This window comes from Achromobacter sp. Root83, assembly GCF_001428845.1.
Lineage (GTDB): Bacteria > Pseudomonadota > Gammaproteobacteria > Burkholderiales > Burkholderiaceae_B > Achromobacter.
This window is the reverse complement of the sequence record NZ_LMIU01000022.1, coordinates 714221-729324: the sequence shown is the minus strand read 5'-3', so window position 1 is coordinate 729324 and position 15104 is coordinate 714221. Positions and strand designations below refer to the sequence as shown.

General features: G+C 61.6%; 14 protein-coding genes. 11 read left to right on the top strand and 3 right to left on the bottom strand.

Going from position 1 to position 15104, the window contains the following annotated elements; all coding sequences use genetic code 11:
* Positions 1–187: 187 nt before the first annotated feature.
* The 5 genes from ASE30_RS19185 (at position 188) to clsB (ending at position 5345) form a co-directional block, all read left to right on the top strand.
* Positions 188–523 (top strand): FmdB family zinc ribbon protein, encoded by a 336-nt coding sequence (locus ASE30_RS19185; protein ID WP_057285838.1) that lies wholly within the window; start codon positions 188–190, stop codon positions 521–523.
* Positions 524–539: 16 nt separating this feature from the next.
* A complete protein-coding gene (locus tag ASE30_RS19180) occupies positions 540–1205 on the top strand; it encodes a DUF502 domain-containing protein (RefSeq protein WP_057285837.1) in 666 nt (221 codons plus the stop codon).
* A 40-nt stretch (positions 1206–1245) separates the two neighbouring features.
* Positions 1246–3033: an aspartate--tRNA ligase gene (aspS, locus tag ASE30_RS19175; RefSeq protein ID WP_057285836.1), complete on the top strand. Its 1788-nt coding sequence runs from the start codon at positions 1246–1248 to the stop codon at positions 3031–3033.
* Positions 3034–3270: 237 nt separating this feature from the next.
* Positions 3271–4137 (top strand): endonuclease/exonuclease/phosphatase family protein, encoded by an 867-nt coding sequence (locus ASE30_RS19170; protein ID WP_057285951.1) that lies wholly within the window; start codon positions 3271–3273, stop codon positions 4135–4137.
* Entirely contained in the window at positions 4134–5345 is a 1212-nt protein-coding gene (clsB, locus tag ASE30_RS19165; RefSeq protein WP_057285835.1) for a cardiolipin synthase ClsB, read from the top strand. Before ASE30_RS19170 ends, clsB begins: the two co-directional genes overlap by 4 nt.
* A 12-nt stretch (positions 5346–5357) precedes the next feature.
* Here clsB and ASE30_RS19160 read toward each other — a convergent pair whose 3' ends face one another.
* From ASE30_RS19160 to ASE30_RS19150, 3 genes are all read right to left on the bottom strand, one after another.
* Positions 5358–6227, bottom strand: coding sequence for a DMT family transporter (locus ASE30_RS19160; protein ID WP_057285834.1), 870 nt, complete (start codon positions 6225–6227; stop codon positions 5358–5360).
* Positions 6228–6248: 21 nt separating this feature from the next.
* A complete protein-coding gene (locus ASE30_RS19155; RefSeq protein ID WP_057285833.1) occupies positions 6249–7601 on the bottom strand; it encodes an MFS transporter in 1353 nt (450 codons plus the stop codon).
* A 99-nt stretch (positions 7602–7700) separates the two neighbouring features.
* Positions 7701–8270, bottom strand: a complete 570-nt coding sequence (locus ASE30_RS19150; RefSeq protein ID WP_057285832.1) for a carbon monoxide dehydrogenase subunit G — start codon at positions 8268–8270, stop codon at positions 7701–7703.
* 169 nt (positions 8271–8439) lie between these two features.
* Between ASE30_RS19150 and rfbB the strand changes: the two genes are divergently transcribed.
* From rfbB to ASE30_RS19120, 6 genes are all read left to right on the top strand, one after another.
* Positions 8440–9504 (top strand): dTDP-glucose 4,6-dehydratase, encoded by a 1065-nt coding sequence (gene rfbB / locus ASE30_RS19145; protein ID WP_057285831.1) that lies wholly within the window; start codon positions 8440–8442, stop codon positions 9502–9504.
* A 24-nt stretch (positions 9505–9528) separates the two neighbouring features.
* Entirely contained in the window at positions 9529–11382 is a 1854-nt protein-coding gene (locus ASE30_RS19140; RefSeq protein ID WP_057285830.1) for a hypothetical protein, read from the top strand.
* 85 nt (positions 11383–11467) lie between these two features.
* The gene (locus ASE30_RS19135; protein WP_057285829.1) at positions 11468–12577 is read left to right on the top strand and encodes a DegT/DnrJ/EryC1/StrS aminotransferase family protein; all 1110 of its coding nucleotides are present in this window, start codon (positions 11468–11470) and stop codon (positions 12575–12577) included.
* Positions 12578–12620: 43 nt separating this feature from the next.
* On the top strand, positions 12621–13319 hold the full coding sequence (locus ASE30_RS19130) for a WbqC family protein (RefSeq protein WP_057285828.1): 699 nt from the start codon (positions 12621–12623) through the stop codon (positions 13317–13319).
* Positions 13320–13441: 122 nt separating this feature from the next.
* Positions 13442–14419: an ATP-grasp domain-containing protein gene (locus ASE30_RS19125; RefSeq protein WP_057285827.1), complete on the top strand. Its 978-nt coding sequence runs from the start codon at positions 13442–13444 to the stop codon at positions 14417–14419.
* Positions 14397–15077 carry a metallophosphoesterase gene (locus ASE30_RS19120; protein WP_057285826.1) on the top strand — a complete coding sequence of 227 codons (681 nt, stop codon included), beginning with the start codon at positions 14397–14399 and terminating at the stop codon, positions 15075–15077. Before ASE30_RS19125 ends, ASE30_RS19120 begins: the two co-directional genes overlap by 23 nt.
* The last annotated feature ends 27 nt before the right edge of the window (positions 15078–15104 follow it).

Here is a 15104-nt window from a genome sequence, read left to right as displayed (position 1 = left end):
CCGGGGGGCCAGCCCCGGAGCGGCGGCTTCGGGCCGGCCCGGCGGGGCCGGACACGACGCTTCATGAAAAACCGCTAAAATTCAAGACTTTCCCGTATTTTCCGGCCTTGCCCAGCCGCCGTCCCGGATTTTGCCGTGCGGCGACAGGCGGGTTTTGATTTGCCGGGCTTGCGCCTGGGAGCCCTCGATGCCCATCTATGCTTACAAATGCAGCGCCTGCGGCCACGCCAAAGACGTCTTGCAGAAGATTTCCGATGCACCGCTTTCGGATTGCCCCGAATGCGGCCAAAGCACGTTTTCCAAGCAGGTGACCGCGGCTGGATTCCAGCTCAAGGGCTCCGGCTGGTATGTCACGGATTTCCGTGGCAACGGCAATGGCGGCAATCAGGCTGCGTCGCCGGCAGGCGCCGCAGCGCCCGCTGAAGGCGCCACGCCCGCCGCGGCTCCTGCCGCGACCCCGGCTGCCGCACCCGCCGCTTCGGCCGCCCCGGCGGCGCCCGCTGCCAGCAGCTCCGCTTCCTAGAGCGCGCGCGATGCGGATGCGCGTCATCAAGAAGTACTTCATCACCGGCCTGCTGATCTGGGTTCCCCTGGTCATCACGGTGTGGGTACTGGGATTGCTGGTCGCCACCCTGGAAGGGTTCGTGCCCGGCTTCCTGTCGTCCGAATCGCTGTTCGGCATCGACATTCCCGGTTTCCGCTTCGTCCTGGTCATCGTGGTGGTGCTGTTGACGGGCGTCTTCGCGGCCAACCTGATCGGCCGCACCATGGTGGACCAGTGGGAAACCCTGCTGGGCCGCATTCCCCTGGTGAGATCCATCTACAACTCGGTCAAGCAGGTGAGCGATACCGTGCTTGCGCCGAACGGACAGGCGTTTCGCCGCGCGGTGCTGGTGCAGTATCCGCGGGCGGGCTCCTGGACCATTGCTTTTGTCACCGGCACCCCCAGCGGTGAAGTGGCCGACCATCTCCCGGGCGACCACATCAGCGTGTATGTGCCGACGACGCCGAACCCCACGTCCGGCTTCTTCCTGATGGTGCCTCGCGTCGACGCGATCGACCTTCAGATGAGCGTGGACGCGGCATTGAAGTACATCGTTTCCATGGGCGTTGTCGCCCCGGCCCTGGCGGCGACGCCCGCGGACCGGCCGGCCCCGCTCTCTCCGGCGCCTGGCGTGCAAGACGCGCCGCGCGCCGATTCGTAACCCTTACGCTCAAACTAAGCACACAACGGAGTCATCCCGCATGCGTACCTGCTACACCGGCCAGGTTTGCCGTGACCATCTCGGCCAGACCGTCACCCTGTACGGCTGGGTGAACCGCCGCCGCGACCACGGCGGGGTCATCTTCATCGACCTGCGCGACCGCGCGGGCCTGGCTCAGATCGTGTTCGATCCCGACAACGCCGCCTTCGCCACCGCCGAGCGCCTGCGCAATGAATTCTGCGTCCGCATCACCGGCCTGGTGCGCGAGCGTCCGGCGGGCACGGCGAACACCGAGCTGGCCTCGGGCGAGATCGAAGTGCTCTGCAAGGAAGTCGAAATCCTGAACGCGTCGGTCACGCCGCCGTTCCAGCTCGATGACGACAACCTGTCGGAAACCACCCGCCTGACGCATCGCGTGCTGGACCTGCGCCGCCCGCAAATGCAGCGCAACCTGATGCTGCGCTATCGCGTGTCCATCGAAACGCGCAAGTTCCTGGACCAGTTGGGCTTCATCGACATCGAAACCCCCATGCTGGCCAAGAGCACGCCCGAAGGCGCGCGCGACTACCTGGTGCCCTCGCGTGTGAACGCCGGCCACTTCTTCGCGTTGCCGCAATCGCCGCAGCTCTTCAAGCAGATGCTGATGGTTTCCGGCTTTGACCGCTACTACCAGATCACCAAGTGCTTCCGCGACGAAGACCTGCGCGCCGACCGCCAGCCGGAATTCACCCAGATCGATTGCGAAACCTCGTTCCTGAACGAATTCGAAATCCGTGAAATCTTCGAGAACCTGATCCGTCACGTGTTCAGCGTGGTGCAGGGCGTCGACCTGCCGTCGCCGTTCCCCATCATGCCCTGGACGGAGGCGATGCGCCGTTACGGTTCGGACAAGCCGGACCTGCGCGTGCAGCTGGAATTCACCGACATGACCGACGTCATGCGCGATGTGGACTTCAAGGTGTTCGCCGCCGCCGCCACGGCGCCGGGCAGCCGCGTGGTCGCCTTGCGCGTACCGGGCGGCGCCGAGATGTCGCGCAGCGAGATCGACGCCTACACGCAGTTCGTTGGCATCTACGGCGCCAAGGGCCTGGCCTACATCAAGGTCAACGACGTGGCCAAGGGCCGCGACGGGCTGCAATCGCCCATCGTCAAGAACCTGCACGATGCCGCATTGGCTGAACTGGTCAAGCGCACTGGCGCCCAGGACGGCGACATCATCTTCTTTGGCGCGGATCGCGAGAAGGTCGTCAACGACGCCATCGGCGCGCTGCGCGTGAAGATCGGCCACAGCGAATTCGGCAAGAAGACCGGCCTGTTCACGGCCGGCTGGAAGCCGCTGTGGGTGGTTGACTTCCCGATGTTCGAATACGACGAGGAAGACGGCCGCTACACCGCCGCCCACCACCCCTTCACCAGCCCGAAGGATGGCCACGAAGACTTCCTGGAGACCGATCCCAGCAAGGCGTTCGCCAAGGCCTACGATATGGTGCTGAACGGCTGGGAAATCGGCGGCGGCTCGGTCCGTATCCACCGCGAGGAAGTGCAGAGCAAGGTGTTCCGCGCGCTGAAGATCGGCGCCGAGGAAGCCCGCGAGAAGTTCGGCTACCTGCTGGACGCGCTGCAGTACGGCGCGCCTCCGCACGGCGGTATCGCTTTCGGCCTGGACCGCATCGTCACGATGATGACCGGCGCCGAATCGATTCGCGACGTGATCGCCTTCCCGAAGACGCAACGCGCTCAGGATCTGCTGACGCAAGCGCCGTCCGAGGTCGACGAAAAGCAATTGCGCGAACTGCACATCCGTTTGCGTAACGTCGAAAAGGCGTAAGACCCACCCCCGAAGCGCCTTCGGCGCTCCCCCCTCCAGGGGCCCGCTGGCGGACCGGCAGAGCCGGATCCGCTGCGGTGCGCTTCAGGTGCACCGGTAGCTCGCGGCGCCGCCCATATGGGAATGACCGGCTGAAATGGAGTAATCTGGCTAACGCCGCCGGTAGGGCGGTGCTGGCCGGAAGACTTTTTGGTTTCGGCCGGCGGTACGCAAGATTTGAAAGGCGCCATTGCTTCCATGTCGCTCATCCGAGTCGTCAGCTACAACATCCATAAGGGCCGTTCGGCACTGGGCCGGCGCGATTCCCTGAATGAACTTCGCCTGGGCCTGTACGGCCTGCGCCCCGACCTGGTCTTCCTGCAGGAGGTCCAGGGCCGCAACGAGCAGAAATCGCTGCTCGATGCCCAGCATGAATCGCTGGCCGCGGCATTGCGGCTGGATGTGGCCTATGGCCGCAACGCGATCCGCCATGCGACGGACCACGGCAACGCGCTGCTGTCGCGTTATCCCATTCTTGACCACGAAAACCTGGATATCTCCGATCATCGCCTGGAGCAACGGGGCCTGCTGCATGCGCGGGTCGAGCTTGGCGACCGCGCGGTGCATTGTTTCGTGGTCCATCTGGGATTGTTCGCCGGCAGCCGAAGCCGCCAGATCCTGGCGTTGACCGAGCGCATCAAGAGCATGGTGCCGGACGGCGAACCCATTCTGATCGCCGGTGACTTCAACGACTGGAACGACCGTTTGGCGCCTATGTTCGTGCAACAGCTTGGCCTGTACGAAGTCTTCTCGCATGCCCCGCGCAGCCACGGCGGCGACCTGCCGCGGCTGCGCGACTCGGTCAAGCGGCTGAGCAATGCGCTGCGGGGGCTGCCCAACAGCGGTGTGTCCGTCATGGAGCGCACCAATCAGTTGGGCATGGACGGCAGTTCGCGCCTGTTGTTGCCGCCGCCACGCACCTTTCCCGCCGTTTTTCCGTGGTTTCGCCTGGATCGCATCTACCAGCGCGGCTTCGCCGTGCGCAGTGCGCGCGTGCTGCGCGGCCGCGAATGGGCCAAACTTTCCGACCACTCTCCTTTGCTGGCCGAGCTGGAACTCCCGTGAAGGCCGAGCAGGATAGGTTGGAGTGGGCGCTGGGCAACGATATCCGCTTGCTTCAGAACGGCGCCGACTTCTTTCCCGCGCTGTGCGCGGCGATCGATGCCGCCCAGGTCAGCGTGCATCTGGAAACCTACATCTTCATGATGGACCGGACCGGCGCGCAGGTGTTGGAATGCCTGGCCGCGGCGGCCAGGCGCGGCGTCAAGGTGCGGGTGGTGCTGGACGGCTTTGGCAGCGCATTGAATGTGGAACAGGTTCGCACGGCGCTGACCAACGCGGGCGCGCAATGCCGCGTTTTCAGGCCCGAGCCGCGCTGGTTCGCGCGCTTCGTGCCGTCGCGCAGCCGCTTGCGGCGCCTGCACCGCAAGGTCACGGTCGTCGATGGCCGGGTCGCCTTCATCGGCGGCATCAACATCATCGATGACTACGACGATCTGGATCCCACCGACGGCATCTCCGCGCCCCGGTTTGACTTCGCCGTGCAGGTGGAAGGGCCATTGGTCACCCAGGCGGCCTATGCCCAGGAGCTGTTGTGGGTCCGCCTGAACTGGGCGCGCCTGCGACGGCATCCCCGCGACTGGAACCGCATCAGGCTGCTCAAGCCGCGCCATGCGCCGGTGGCGCCTTGCGGCGAGCTGCGCGCCGCGCTGGTGCTGCGCGACAACCTGCGCTTTCGCCAGACGTTCGAGCGCGCGTATCTCTACGGCATCTCGCAGGCGCGGCGCGACATTCTGATCGCCAACGCGTACTTCTTTCCTGGGCGCCAGTTTCGCCGCGCGCTGGCCAAGGCCGCGGCGCGTGGCGTGCGCGTGCGCCTGCTGCTGCAGGGCAAGATCGAATACCGCATGCAGTACCACGCTACGCGCTCGCTGTATGACCAGTTGCTGCGCGACGGCATCGAGATCTACGAGTACATGCCCAGCTACCTGCATGCCAAGGTCGCCGTCATCGACAACGTGGCGACGGTCGGATCGTCCAATCTGGATCCGTTCAGCCTGCTGCTGGCGCGCGAGGCCAACGTCGTGGTGGATAACCAGCCCTTTGCGTGGGACCTGCAGGAACGCCTGGAGACGGCCATCCGCGAAGGCGGCCGCTTCATCCGGCCGCTGGACTATCAGCGCCGGGGCTGGCTGCGGCGCTGGGTGGACGCGGTGTCTTATACGCTGCTGCGGATCGGGGTGGCGCTTACCGGTACGTCGGACAAATACTGAACGGGGCGGGCTTCAGGCGCGTGGTTTCAACAGGCCCAAGGCCAACGCCGTCCCGACCAGGATGATGGCGGCACCGACCGCGATGGACGCCGTGACGGTCTCGTCCAGCAGCCATGCGCCCCACACAACCCCGAATATCGGCACGAGGAATGTGACACTGACGGCAGCCGTAGGCCCGACATTGGCGATCAGGCGGAAGAAGATGATGTAGGCGGCGCCGGTGCAGACCACGGCAAGCAGGATGGTGCAGGTCCACGCCGCGGCCGAGGCAGGCGCCTCGGGCCAGGCTGGAATCGCCAGGGGCAACAGCACGAGCGACGCCGCGATCATGCTGCCGGTGGCGCTGGCCAACGCATCCACGCCGGTCAGGAAACGCTTGGTCCAGTTGGCTGCGATGCCATAGAAGACGGGGGCGGATATCGCGGCCAGCACAGCCGGTCCAGTGCCCCCCGCCTGGAAGTCCAGTTTGTCCCATACCAGCACAACGATGCCCACCAGGCCAATCAGCAGGCCCAGCGACCGCATCCAGGGCAGTTTGTCCTTCAACCACAACCAGCCGATCACCGCCCCCCATACGGGGGTTACCGCATTGGCCACCGACAGGAAGCCGGCGCCCAGCGACTGGGCGGCATACGCGTACAGCAGGAAGGGCACGGCGGCATTCAGCGTGCCCACCACCAGCAGCGCTTTCCAGTGGCGGGCGATCACCGGCAGTTTTCCCCGCCACATCGCAGCGGGCAACAGGAACAGGGCGGCCAGGCCCACGCGCAGTTCGATCAGCGCGATCGGGCCGAAATCCTTGACCGCTACGCGCATGAAAAGGAAGGAGCCGCCCCAGACGGCGGCCAGGAGCAGCAGGTCCAGCAAATTGCGTTGACGCATGACTTGTCTCGGGTATGTGTCTTACTTCCGGTTCGTGACCAGATTCTTCATCTTGACCCGATGCGCCAACAGCGCGCAGGCCAGGGACAGGACAATACACAGGACCAGCCCGGTACGCACTCCGCTTAGTACCGTGCTGTGGGAAATCAGGATGCCGACAACGGCGGTGCCTAGGGCGCTGCCGATCGCGCGCGTGGTCTGCACCAGGGCCGACGCCACGCCCACGTCGCGGCGTTCGCTCAGCATCTGCATGAAAAGCGTCAGGTTGGGCAGAAGGAAGCCCAGGGCGCAGCCGTTGACGAAGAAGGCGGCGAGTATCCACCAGGCCGACGTGCCAGGCGAAATCAGCAGCACCATCAGCGAGCCGGCCGCAAGCAGCGCACCGCCAAACACCATCAGCCGCTGGGGTTCGGTCTGCTTGGGAAACAGCCGGCCGTTGATGATGCTGCCCACCGAGATCGCGGCGACCAGCGGCGTCAGCAACAGGCCGGCCTCGCTGGGGGTGTAGCCCAGTACCTGCTGCAGCAGCAGCGGGCTGTAGAAGATCAGGATGAACATCACCGCACCCACCATCATCGCGGCCAGGTTCAACAGGCGCGATTCCGCGCCGGACAGCACGCGCAACGGAAAGATGGGCGACTTGACCCGCCGTTCGGTCGGAATCAGGATGGCGATCGCCGCCACGCCGACCACCGCCAGCGTCAGGCCCAGCACGGGATGCGCGTGATCGCCCCGTGCAAAGGCCAGCTCCAGGGCTGCCAGCGGCGCGCCCACGGCCAGCACGAGCAGGATGGCGCCCACCCAGTCGATCTTGCGGCTGCCGTCATGGATGGGACGGATGCGGGGGAAATAGCGCGCCAGCAGGAAAAACGCGCCGGCGGCGGCGATGGGGGAAATGAAGAACGCCGCCCGCCAGCCCAGCGCCTGCGTGGCGGCGCCGCCCAGGACCGGGCCGATACCGCTGGCCATGGCGAATGCCGCCGACACGAGCGCCATCCATCTCACCCGCTGCTTGGCGTCGGGGAAAAGGTCGGCGGGCGCGGCGAACGCCGTAGCGATCATCATGCCGCCGCCCACCCCTTGCAAGGTACGGAACACGATCAACTGGGTCATGGACTGCGCCAGTCCACAGGCGATGGAGCCCAGCGCGATGATCAGGACGGACACCAGCATCAGGGGCTTGCGGCCGAACATGTCGCCCAAACGGCCGAAGATCAGGATGGAAGCCGCGGTGGCCAGAAGATAGCCAGTTCCCACCCACGCATAGAGCGCCATGCCGTCGAGCGCCTCGGCCACGCGCGGCAGGGTGGTGCTGATGATGGTGGAGTCCAGCGCGGCGAGCACCACGGTTGCCGATACCCCGGCCATGGCCATCAACAGATCCCGGCGGGAGCGGGTGGGATCGGCGGCTGGCTGGGGCGGTGGCGGCGGCGGAGTCATGCCGCCAAGGATATCACCGGCACCCTAGGGTTATCACTTGTAAAACGCGTGATATCCCCAGAAAACCGCGATCACCAACACCACCAGCATCCAGGACCAGCGCGAATTGGAAAGGCCGCGGGGTTCGGGTTCCGGAGGAGGGGGGGGAGGCGCGATGCGGGGCTGCGCCGCCATGTGGTCGATGAAGGCGGTAAAGAACTTGTCGATGATCTTGTCGCCGGCCTTCAGGAGCACGCTCTCGCCGCACTCGGCCAGCTTTCCGCCCGCCATCCCGGCCACGGTGTAGGCCACGCGCGTGCCGTCGTCCTTGGTGGAGAGATTGATCTGGGCAGTGCCGATCGCCAGGCAGGCGGCGCGCCCCTTGCCTTCGAACACCAGAGTGCAGCTGTCGGGGGCGTTGACATCCGAAAGCAGGATCTCGCCCTCGTAGTCAGTATCTATTCCAGCGATCTTGGCCCGCAGGGTGACGGCATACTCAGTCGGGCTGCGCATCGCCACTTCCACGCAGCCCGGAATGCATTTCTGCAGCACTCCCGGGTCGGTCAACGCGTTCCATGTCTGGTGCTGCGTCGAAGGAATCCATTGGGCATCGGCAATGCGCATGGCTGTCTCCTCGTGTGACTGGTTGTCAAATTATTGTGAACTCAATCCGCGCAAAACACCATCTTGGTCATCTCGGATGGGCAACCAGCCCTACGGCGAGACGACGGGAAGGGTAGAATCGCCTCCTATCCGTTGCCCACTATCGGCCGTTCTTTCAAGCGTAACTCTTATGACCATCCTCGTTACCGGAGGCGCCGGTTTCATCGGGGCCAATTTCGTGCTGGACTGGCTGTCCCAAAGCGACGAACCAATCATCAATCTGGACAAGCTCACGTATGCCGGCAATCCGCAGAGCCTCCAGGCGCTGCAACAGGACAAGCGGCATGAACTTGTCGTTGGCGACATTTGCGACGCCGGCCTGGTCGCGGATCTGCTGAAGCGGCATCGGCCGCGGGCGGTGATCAACCTGGCCGCCGAATCCCACGTGGACCGTTCCATTCAAGGTCCGGGGGCGTTCATCCAGACCAATATCGTCGGCACCTTCAACTTGCTGGAGTCGGTACGCGCCTATTGGAACGAGATGGACTCGGCTGCCCGGGCCGCATTCCGATTCCTGCATGTGTCGACGGATGAGGTGTACGGCTCGCTGTCGGCTGACGAGGACGCGTTCACGGAGACGCGCCGCTATGAGCCCAACAGCCCCTATTCGGCAAGCAAGGCGGCCAGCGACCATCTCGTGCGGGCGTATCACCATACGTACGGCATGCCAGTGTTGACTTCCAACTGCTCGAACAACTATGGCCCCCTGCAGTTTCCGGAGAAGCTGATTCCGCTGGTGATCGCCAACGCGTCGTCCGGAAAGCCGCTGCCGGTCTATGGAGACGGTCAGCAGGTGCGCGATTGGTTGTACGTGGCGGATCACTGCAGCGGCTTGCGTCGGATCCTGGAGGCAGGAACCGTCGGCCAGACCTACAACATCGGCGGCTGGAACGAGCGGCCGAATTTAACGGTAGTCACGGAAATCTGCGAATTGCTGGATGCTTTGCAGCCGCGGGCCGACGGCGTCTCATACCAGGAGCAAATCGCCTTCGTGAAGGATAGGCCGGGCCACGACCGCCGCTACGCGATCAACGCGTCCAAGATCGAGCGGGATTTGGGCTGGCGGCCCGCGGAGACGTTTGAAACGGGGCTGCGCAAGACGGTGCAGTGGTATCTGGCCAATAGCCCCTGGGTGGAGGACATCGTCAATGGTGCCTATCACCGGAGCTGGATCGACCAGCACTACGCTGCGTAACCGACAGAAGCGATGAATTCCGCCATGCAGGCCGTTATCGAAGAAAAGACCGGGGCTGACACCGGGCGCTTGAAAGCGCCTGAGTTCTGCCTGCTCGTTCTCAGCGTGATATCCACGGCTTTGATATTGGGCTGGATCTTCCGGTACAGCAATTACGCTTTCGACTTCACCGACGAAGGGTATTACGCCGTTTGGATATCCAATCCGTTCCTGTACGACTGGTCCACGACGCAGTTTGGATTCATCTATTATCCGCTTTATTTGTTGGTGAATGAAAACCTGGTCTTGCTGCGGCAGATCAACGTAGTAATCACCTTTGGTCTCGCGGCCTGGCTATTCTATTCCGTCATCAGGAATACCGAACCCAAGGATCAGGGATTCAGTTGGCCCGTCCTGATAATTTCCGCCAGCTTTGCCACTGCTTCGTTCGTATATCTGAGCGTCTGGCTGGCAACGCCCAGCTACAACTCCTTGGCGTTACAGGCCCTGTTGATCACGGCTATCGGCTTTTCGTTATCCGAGGGTCGGGTAACCCGCCCCAGCATGCTGGGATGGGCACTGATAGGGGTTGGCGGTTGGCTTGCGTTCATGGCGAAACCCACCACGGCCATTTTGCTGCTGCCCTGTTTTGTTCTGTACGTATTGTTGTTGGGAAAGTTCAAGATTCGTCTCATCGCAATCTCGGCCGGCACGGCAACGCTTCTATTGCTGCTGAGCGCGTTGATCATCGATGGGTCGCCAGCCGCCTTCATCAACCGGCTTCAGGTCGCTGCTGAATTCTCCTCCATGTCGGGAGCGGGATATTCGCTGCAGGAACTGCTGCGGCTGGATATCTTCGAATTCAACGAGACAGACACCAGATTCCTCGCGGCGTTGACGGCTTTCGCGGCGGTCGCCGCTGCCTTCTCGGCATCCCCACGGATTTCATTGAAGATTGGCGGCTGTCTGTTCTCGGCGGCGTTGTTCGTCATTGTCTGCGCCTTGGCTTTTGGCTCTCTGCAAAACAATTTCGGATTGGGAAGGTTTCAAGGCCTCATGATGTGGGCGCCCGCGTTTGCGGCGATTCTGCTGACGATGCTGCTGCTGTTGATGGGGAAACCAAAGAGAATCCCTTTGCGTTTTCTGGGGTTGTTGATTGCGTTGATCGCGTTTCCCTATGCTTATGCATTCGGAACCAATGCCAACTATTGGCAGGCCGCCAGCTCCGCCAGCATATTCTGGGTGCTTGCCGGCGTTATTGCCGCCCGGTGCGTGACCCAGGGCGGAACAAGATGGGCGGGCTTGATTCCGCTCGCCTTGGCCACTCAGGTCATTGTTGCCCTCTTGCTCCAAAATGGCACCGAAAGGCCGTATCGGCAAACGCAAGCGCTGCGCCTCAATACCAGTTCTGTCGAGATAGGTTCGACGGGCGCATCGGTCGTGGTCTCGGAGGGGTATGGCGCATACATCAGGGATGCAAAAAATCTCGCTGCCCAGGCCGGTTTTGAGCCCGACACACCGATAATCGACCTGACGGGCCAATCGCCCGGCATCCTATACATACTGCGCGCCAAAAGCCTGGGATACCCCTGGATAGCAGGCGGCTACCCGGGCAGCCTCGCCGTCGCGCGCGGGGGACTGCGCCGGGTTTCTTGCGAACAGATCGCGAGTGCCTGGCTGTTGACGGAGCCCGACGGGCCGCGTGCGATTCCCGTCACGCTGCTGGACGATTGGGGCGGCAGCCTGGGCCGGGACTACGAGTTGGCCGCCGCTTGGCAAACCGCGGCAGGCGCGGGCGACTATGCCGCTCCTCGCCGCCAGGAACTCTATCGGCCAAAAAGATCCGGAACCGATGCAACCCAAGCCTGTGTCGCCGCCCGGCTCGAAAGAAAGCACTAGGCTGTAATGGCTTCCGGAATTTTCCAATCCTACCTGGAAATGCCGGTTTCAGATGAAGATTCCAGAAGATTACTGAGTGACATACATGAAAAAAGACACTGTATTCGTGACCAGCCCGGCCCTGCCTCCCCTGGAGGAGTTTATCCCCTATCTTAGAAAGATATGGGATAGCAAGGTCCTCACGAATGGCGGGCCCTTTCACCAGCAACTCGAAAGTGCGCTGTGCGAATACTTCGGTGTCAAGCATATCTGCCTGTTCACGAATGGAACCATCGCGCTGATAACTGCGCTGCAGGCTTTGCGCATCACAGGCGAGGTCATCACCACACCCTATTCTTTCGTGGCCACTTCACATGCCCTGAAGTGGAACGGGATCAAGCCGGTTTTTGTGGATATCGATCCCAATACGCTGAACCTTGATCCCGCACAGATTGAGTCCGCGATCACCCCGCAAACGACCGCCATTATGCCGGTCCATTGCTACGGACATCCGTGCGATGTGGCCGCGATTGAAAAAGTGGCCGACAACTATAATCTCAAGGTCATATACGATGCCGCTCACGCCTTCGGTGTGAAGGACGCCGGGGGAAGCGTCCTCCGGCATGGCGATCTTTCCGTGTTGAGTTTCCACGCCACCAAGGTTTTCAATACGTTCGAAGGCGGCGCGATCATTTGCCCGGATGCCAAGACCAAGGTCCGAATCGATCAATTGAAGAACTTCGGGCATGCAGGCGAGACCAGCGTTGTCGCGCCGGGTATCAACGGGAAGATGAGCGAGTTCAATGCGGCATTGGGTATGCTGCAATTGCAGTACATCGAGCAGGTACTGGAAAGCCGTAAACGGATCGACGCCGCCTATCGGGAACGGCTCAAGCACGTGCCGGGAATACATTGCCTGCAGGGATCAGGGGAAGAACAGGCCAACTACTCCTATTTCCCGATATTGGTGAACAGCGGCTACCCCATCACGCGGGATGAACTGTATCAGCGCCTCAAAGACAACGGAATTCATCCTCGGCGGTACTTCTATCCCTTGATTTCCGAATTCTCGATGTATCGCGACTTGCCATCGTCCCGCCGCGAAAATCTGCCGCACGCGACCGCTGCCGCGGAACAGGTTCTGTGCCTTCCCATTTTCCCGGACCTGGAATTGAGCGTGGTGGACGAAATATGCAAAATCATTTCAACGCACTGAACAGGATGGCCGCGTCCATGGTGGCCTCGTTCGGAGGCGTCGAATGAAGCTAGGAATCATGCAACCCTATTTTTTTCCGTACATAGGGTACTACCAGCTTATTGCGGCAGTGGATTTATTTATCGTCTACGATAATATAAAATACACCAAAAAAGGCTGGATAAATCGGAACCGCATGTTGCAGAACGGCAGCGATTCCGTGTTTTCACTGCCATTGAAGGCTGGGTCCGATGCACTACATATCGACCAGCGCGAACTGGCGACGGAATTCAAGCGTGGAAAATTGCTCGGTCAATTTGAAGGGGCGTATCGCCGTGCGCCGTTCTTCAAGCAGGTGTTTCCGCTGCTGGAGGAAATAATAAAATTCGACGACTCGAATTTATTTTCATTCTTGCACCATTCGTTATCGAAGACCTGTGCGCATCTCGGCATCGGAACGAAACTGATGAAATCGTCGGATGCAGCGGTCGACGCGGATTTGAAAGCGCAGGATAAGGTTATTGCTCTTTGCCAGGCTGTCGGCGCGGATACGTATATCAACGCCATCGGCGGGGTGGAGCTCTACGACCGTGCGGAGTTCAAGACGCAAGGTATCGACCTTGCCTTCCTCAGGGCCAACTCGTTTGAATATGCCCAGTTCGATTCGGAATTCGTGCCATGGCTGTCTATCGTCGACGTACTGATGTTCAATGATTCCGAAAAAATCAGCGCCGCAATCCACACGGGTTATGAGCTGGTTTGATCCTATAAGCACCTTGCAGAAACGGCCATGAACAACGGATTGTCCTTCGCCACCAGGCAAATACTCGCGCCCATGCTGGACCGCAAGATTGTCGCCCCATTGAGTCTCACCGGAGCGCCGATATGAAGCGAGTACTGGTTTCCGGCGCGAGCGGCATCGTCGGCTACGGCATTTTGCGCTCATTGCGGCAGTCGGCGCAGCCATGCCTGTTGGTGGGCACCTCGATCTACGACGACTCCGTCGCTCCGGCGTTCTGCGACATATTCGAACAGGCCCCCGTTACCTCCGCGCCAGAATATCTGGACTGGTTGCTCGCCACCCTGCGTCGTCACAATATCGATATGTTGATTCCAGGAATCGAAATCGACATGTACCACTGGGTCGAGCATCTGCCGGCGATCCGTGCGACAGGCGCGCTGCCGCTGCTGAATCGGCCCGAGTTGATTGCGCTGTGCAAGGACAAATGGGCGTTCTACCAGCGCTTGGCGCAAGCGGGCGTGACGTGCGTCATCGACAGTTCCCTGGACGCGGATTACTCGACCCTGGTTCAAAAATATGGCCAGCCATTCCTGCTGAAGCCGCGCCGGGGTTTCGGTTCCAAGGGCATCGCCCGGATATCCTCCGAAGCCGAATTCAGCCAATATCGTGACGCAATGGGTTCGGTCCTGATGGCGCAGCCGATCGTGGGGACTGACGAAGAGGAATACACGGTTTCGGCATTCTGCGACGGAGACGGCGGCTATTTCGCCGGCATGGGGCTGCGCCGCAAGCTGTCGCGTGACGGCTTCACGGACAAAGCCGAGGTTACGGATATCGCGGAATTCGTTCCGGCCATGCAAGCGCTGTGCGCTTTGCTGCGACCCAAGGGCCCCACGAATTTTCAGTTTCGGCGGACCGCCGAGGGCCCCAAGCTACTGGAAATCAATCCTCGGGTTTCATCGTCCACCTCTATTCGCACGGCATTCGGCTACAACGAAAGTGCGATGGCTCTGGAATATTTCTTAGATAAGCGCAATCCGACACAGCCGGTGATTCGGCGCGGCCGGGCGGTGCGCTATACAGACGAGCGAGTGTTTTATGAAGACGGCCTTCATCTCTGATATCCACGGCAACTTCGAGGCGCTGAAGTCGGTCTTGAGCGAAATCGATCGTCTTGGCGTGGATCGCATCTATTGCGCGGGCGACGTGGTTGGCTATTACTCGCAGGTCAACGAATGCTGCGACATGTTGCGCCAGCGTCAAATTCCGTGCGTCATGGGCAATCACGATTGGTACATGGCCGGCGGCGGCTTCTGCCCGCGTTCACGGAGTGTGAATGACTGCCTGGTTTACCAGCGGAAAGTGATCACGCCCGAGAATATTGCATGGCTTCGCACATTCCCGGTGCAACTCGACATAGACGAGGTGCGCATGGTGCATGGCGGCTGGGCTGACCCAATAGACGAGTATCTGAAACCCAGCGCCGAGTACTTCGAACGGGTGCAGGGCCGGGTGTTCGTGTCCGGCCATACCCATCTGCAAAGCGTGCAGCGGTTTGGCGACAAGATTTATTGCAATCCGGGATCGGTGGGGCAGCCTAGGGATGGCGATCCGCGCGCGGCTTTCGCGATCTACGAGGCCGGAGACTTCAGCCTGCATCGTGTCGAATACGATATGCAGACGGTGTTTGATCTGATGGATGCGGCTGGATTCAACGATTATTATTACGGCGGATTGAAAACCGGCGCGCGCAATCTGCGGCGGCTGGCGGATAGTTGAAGATTCGGCCTCGCACGTATTCGAATG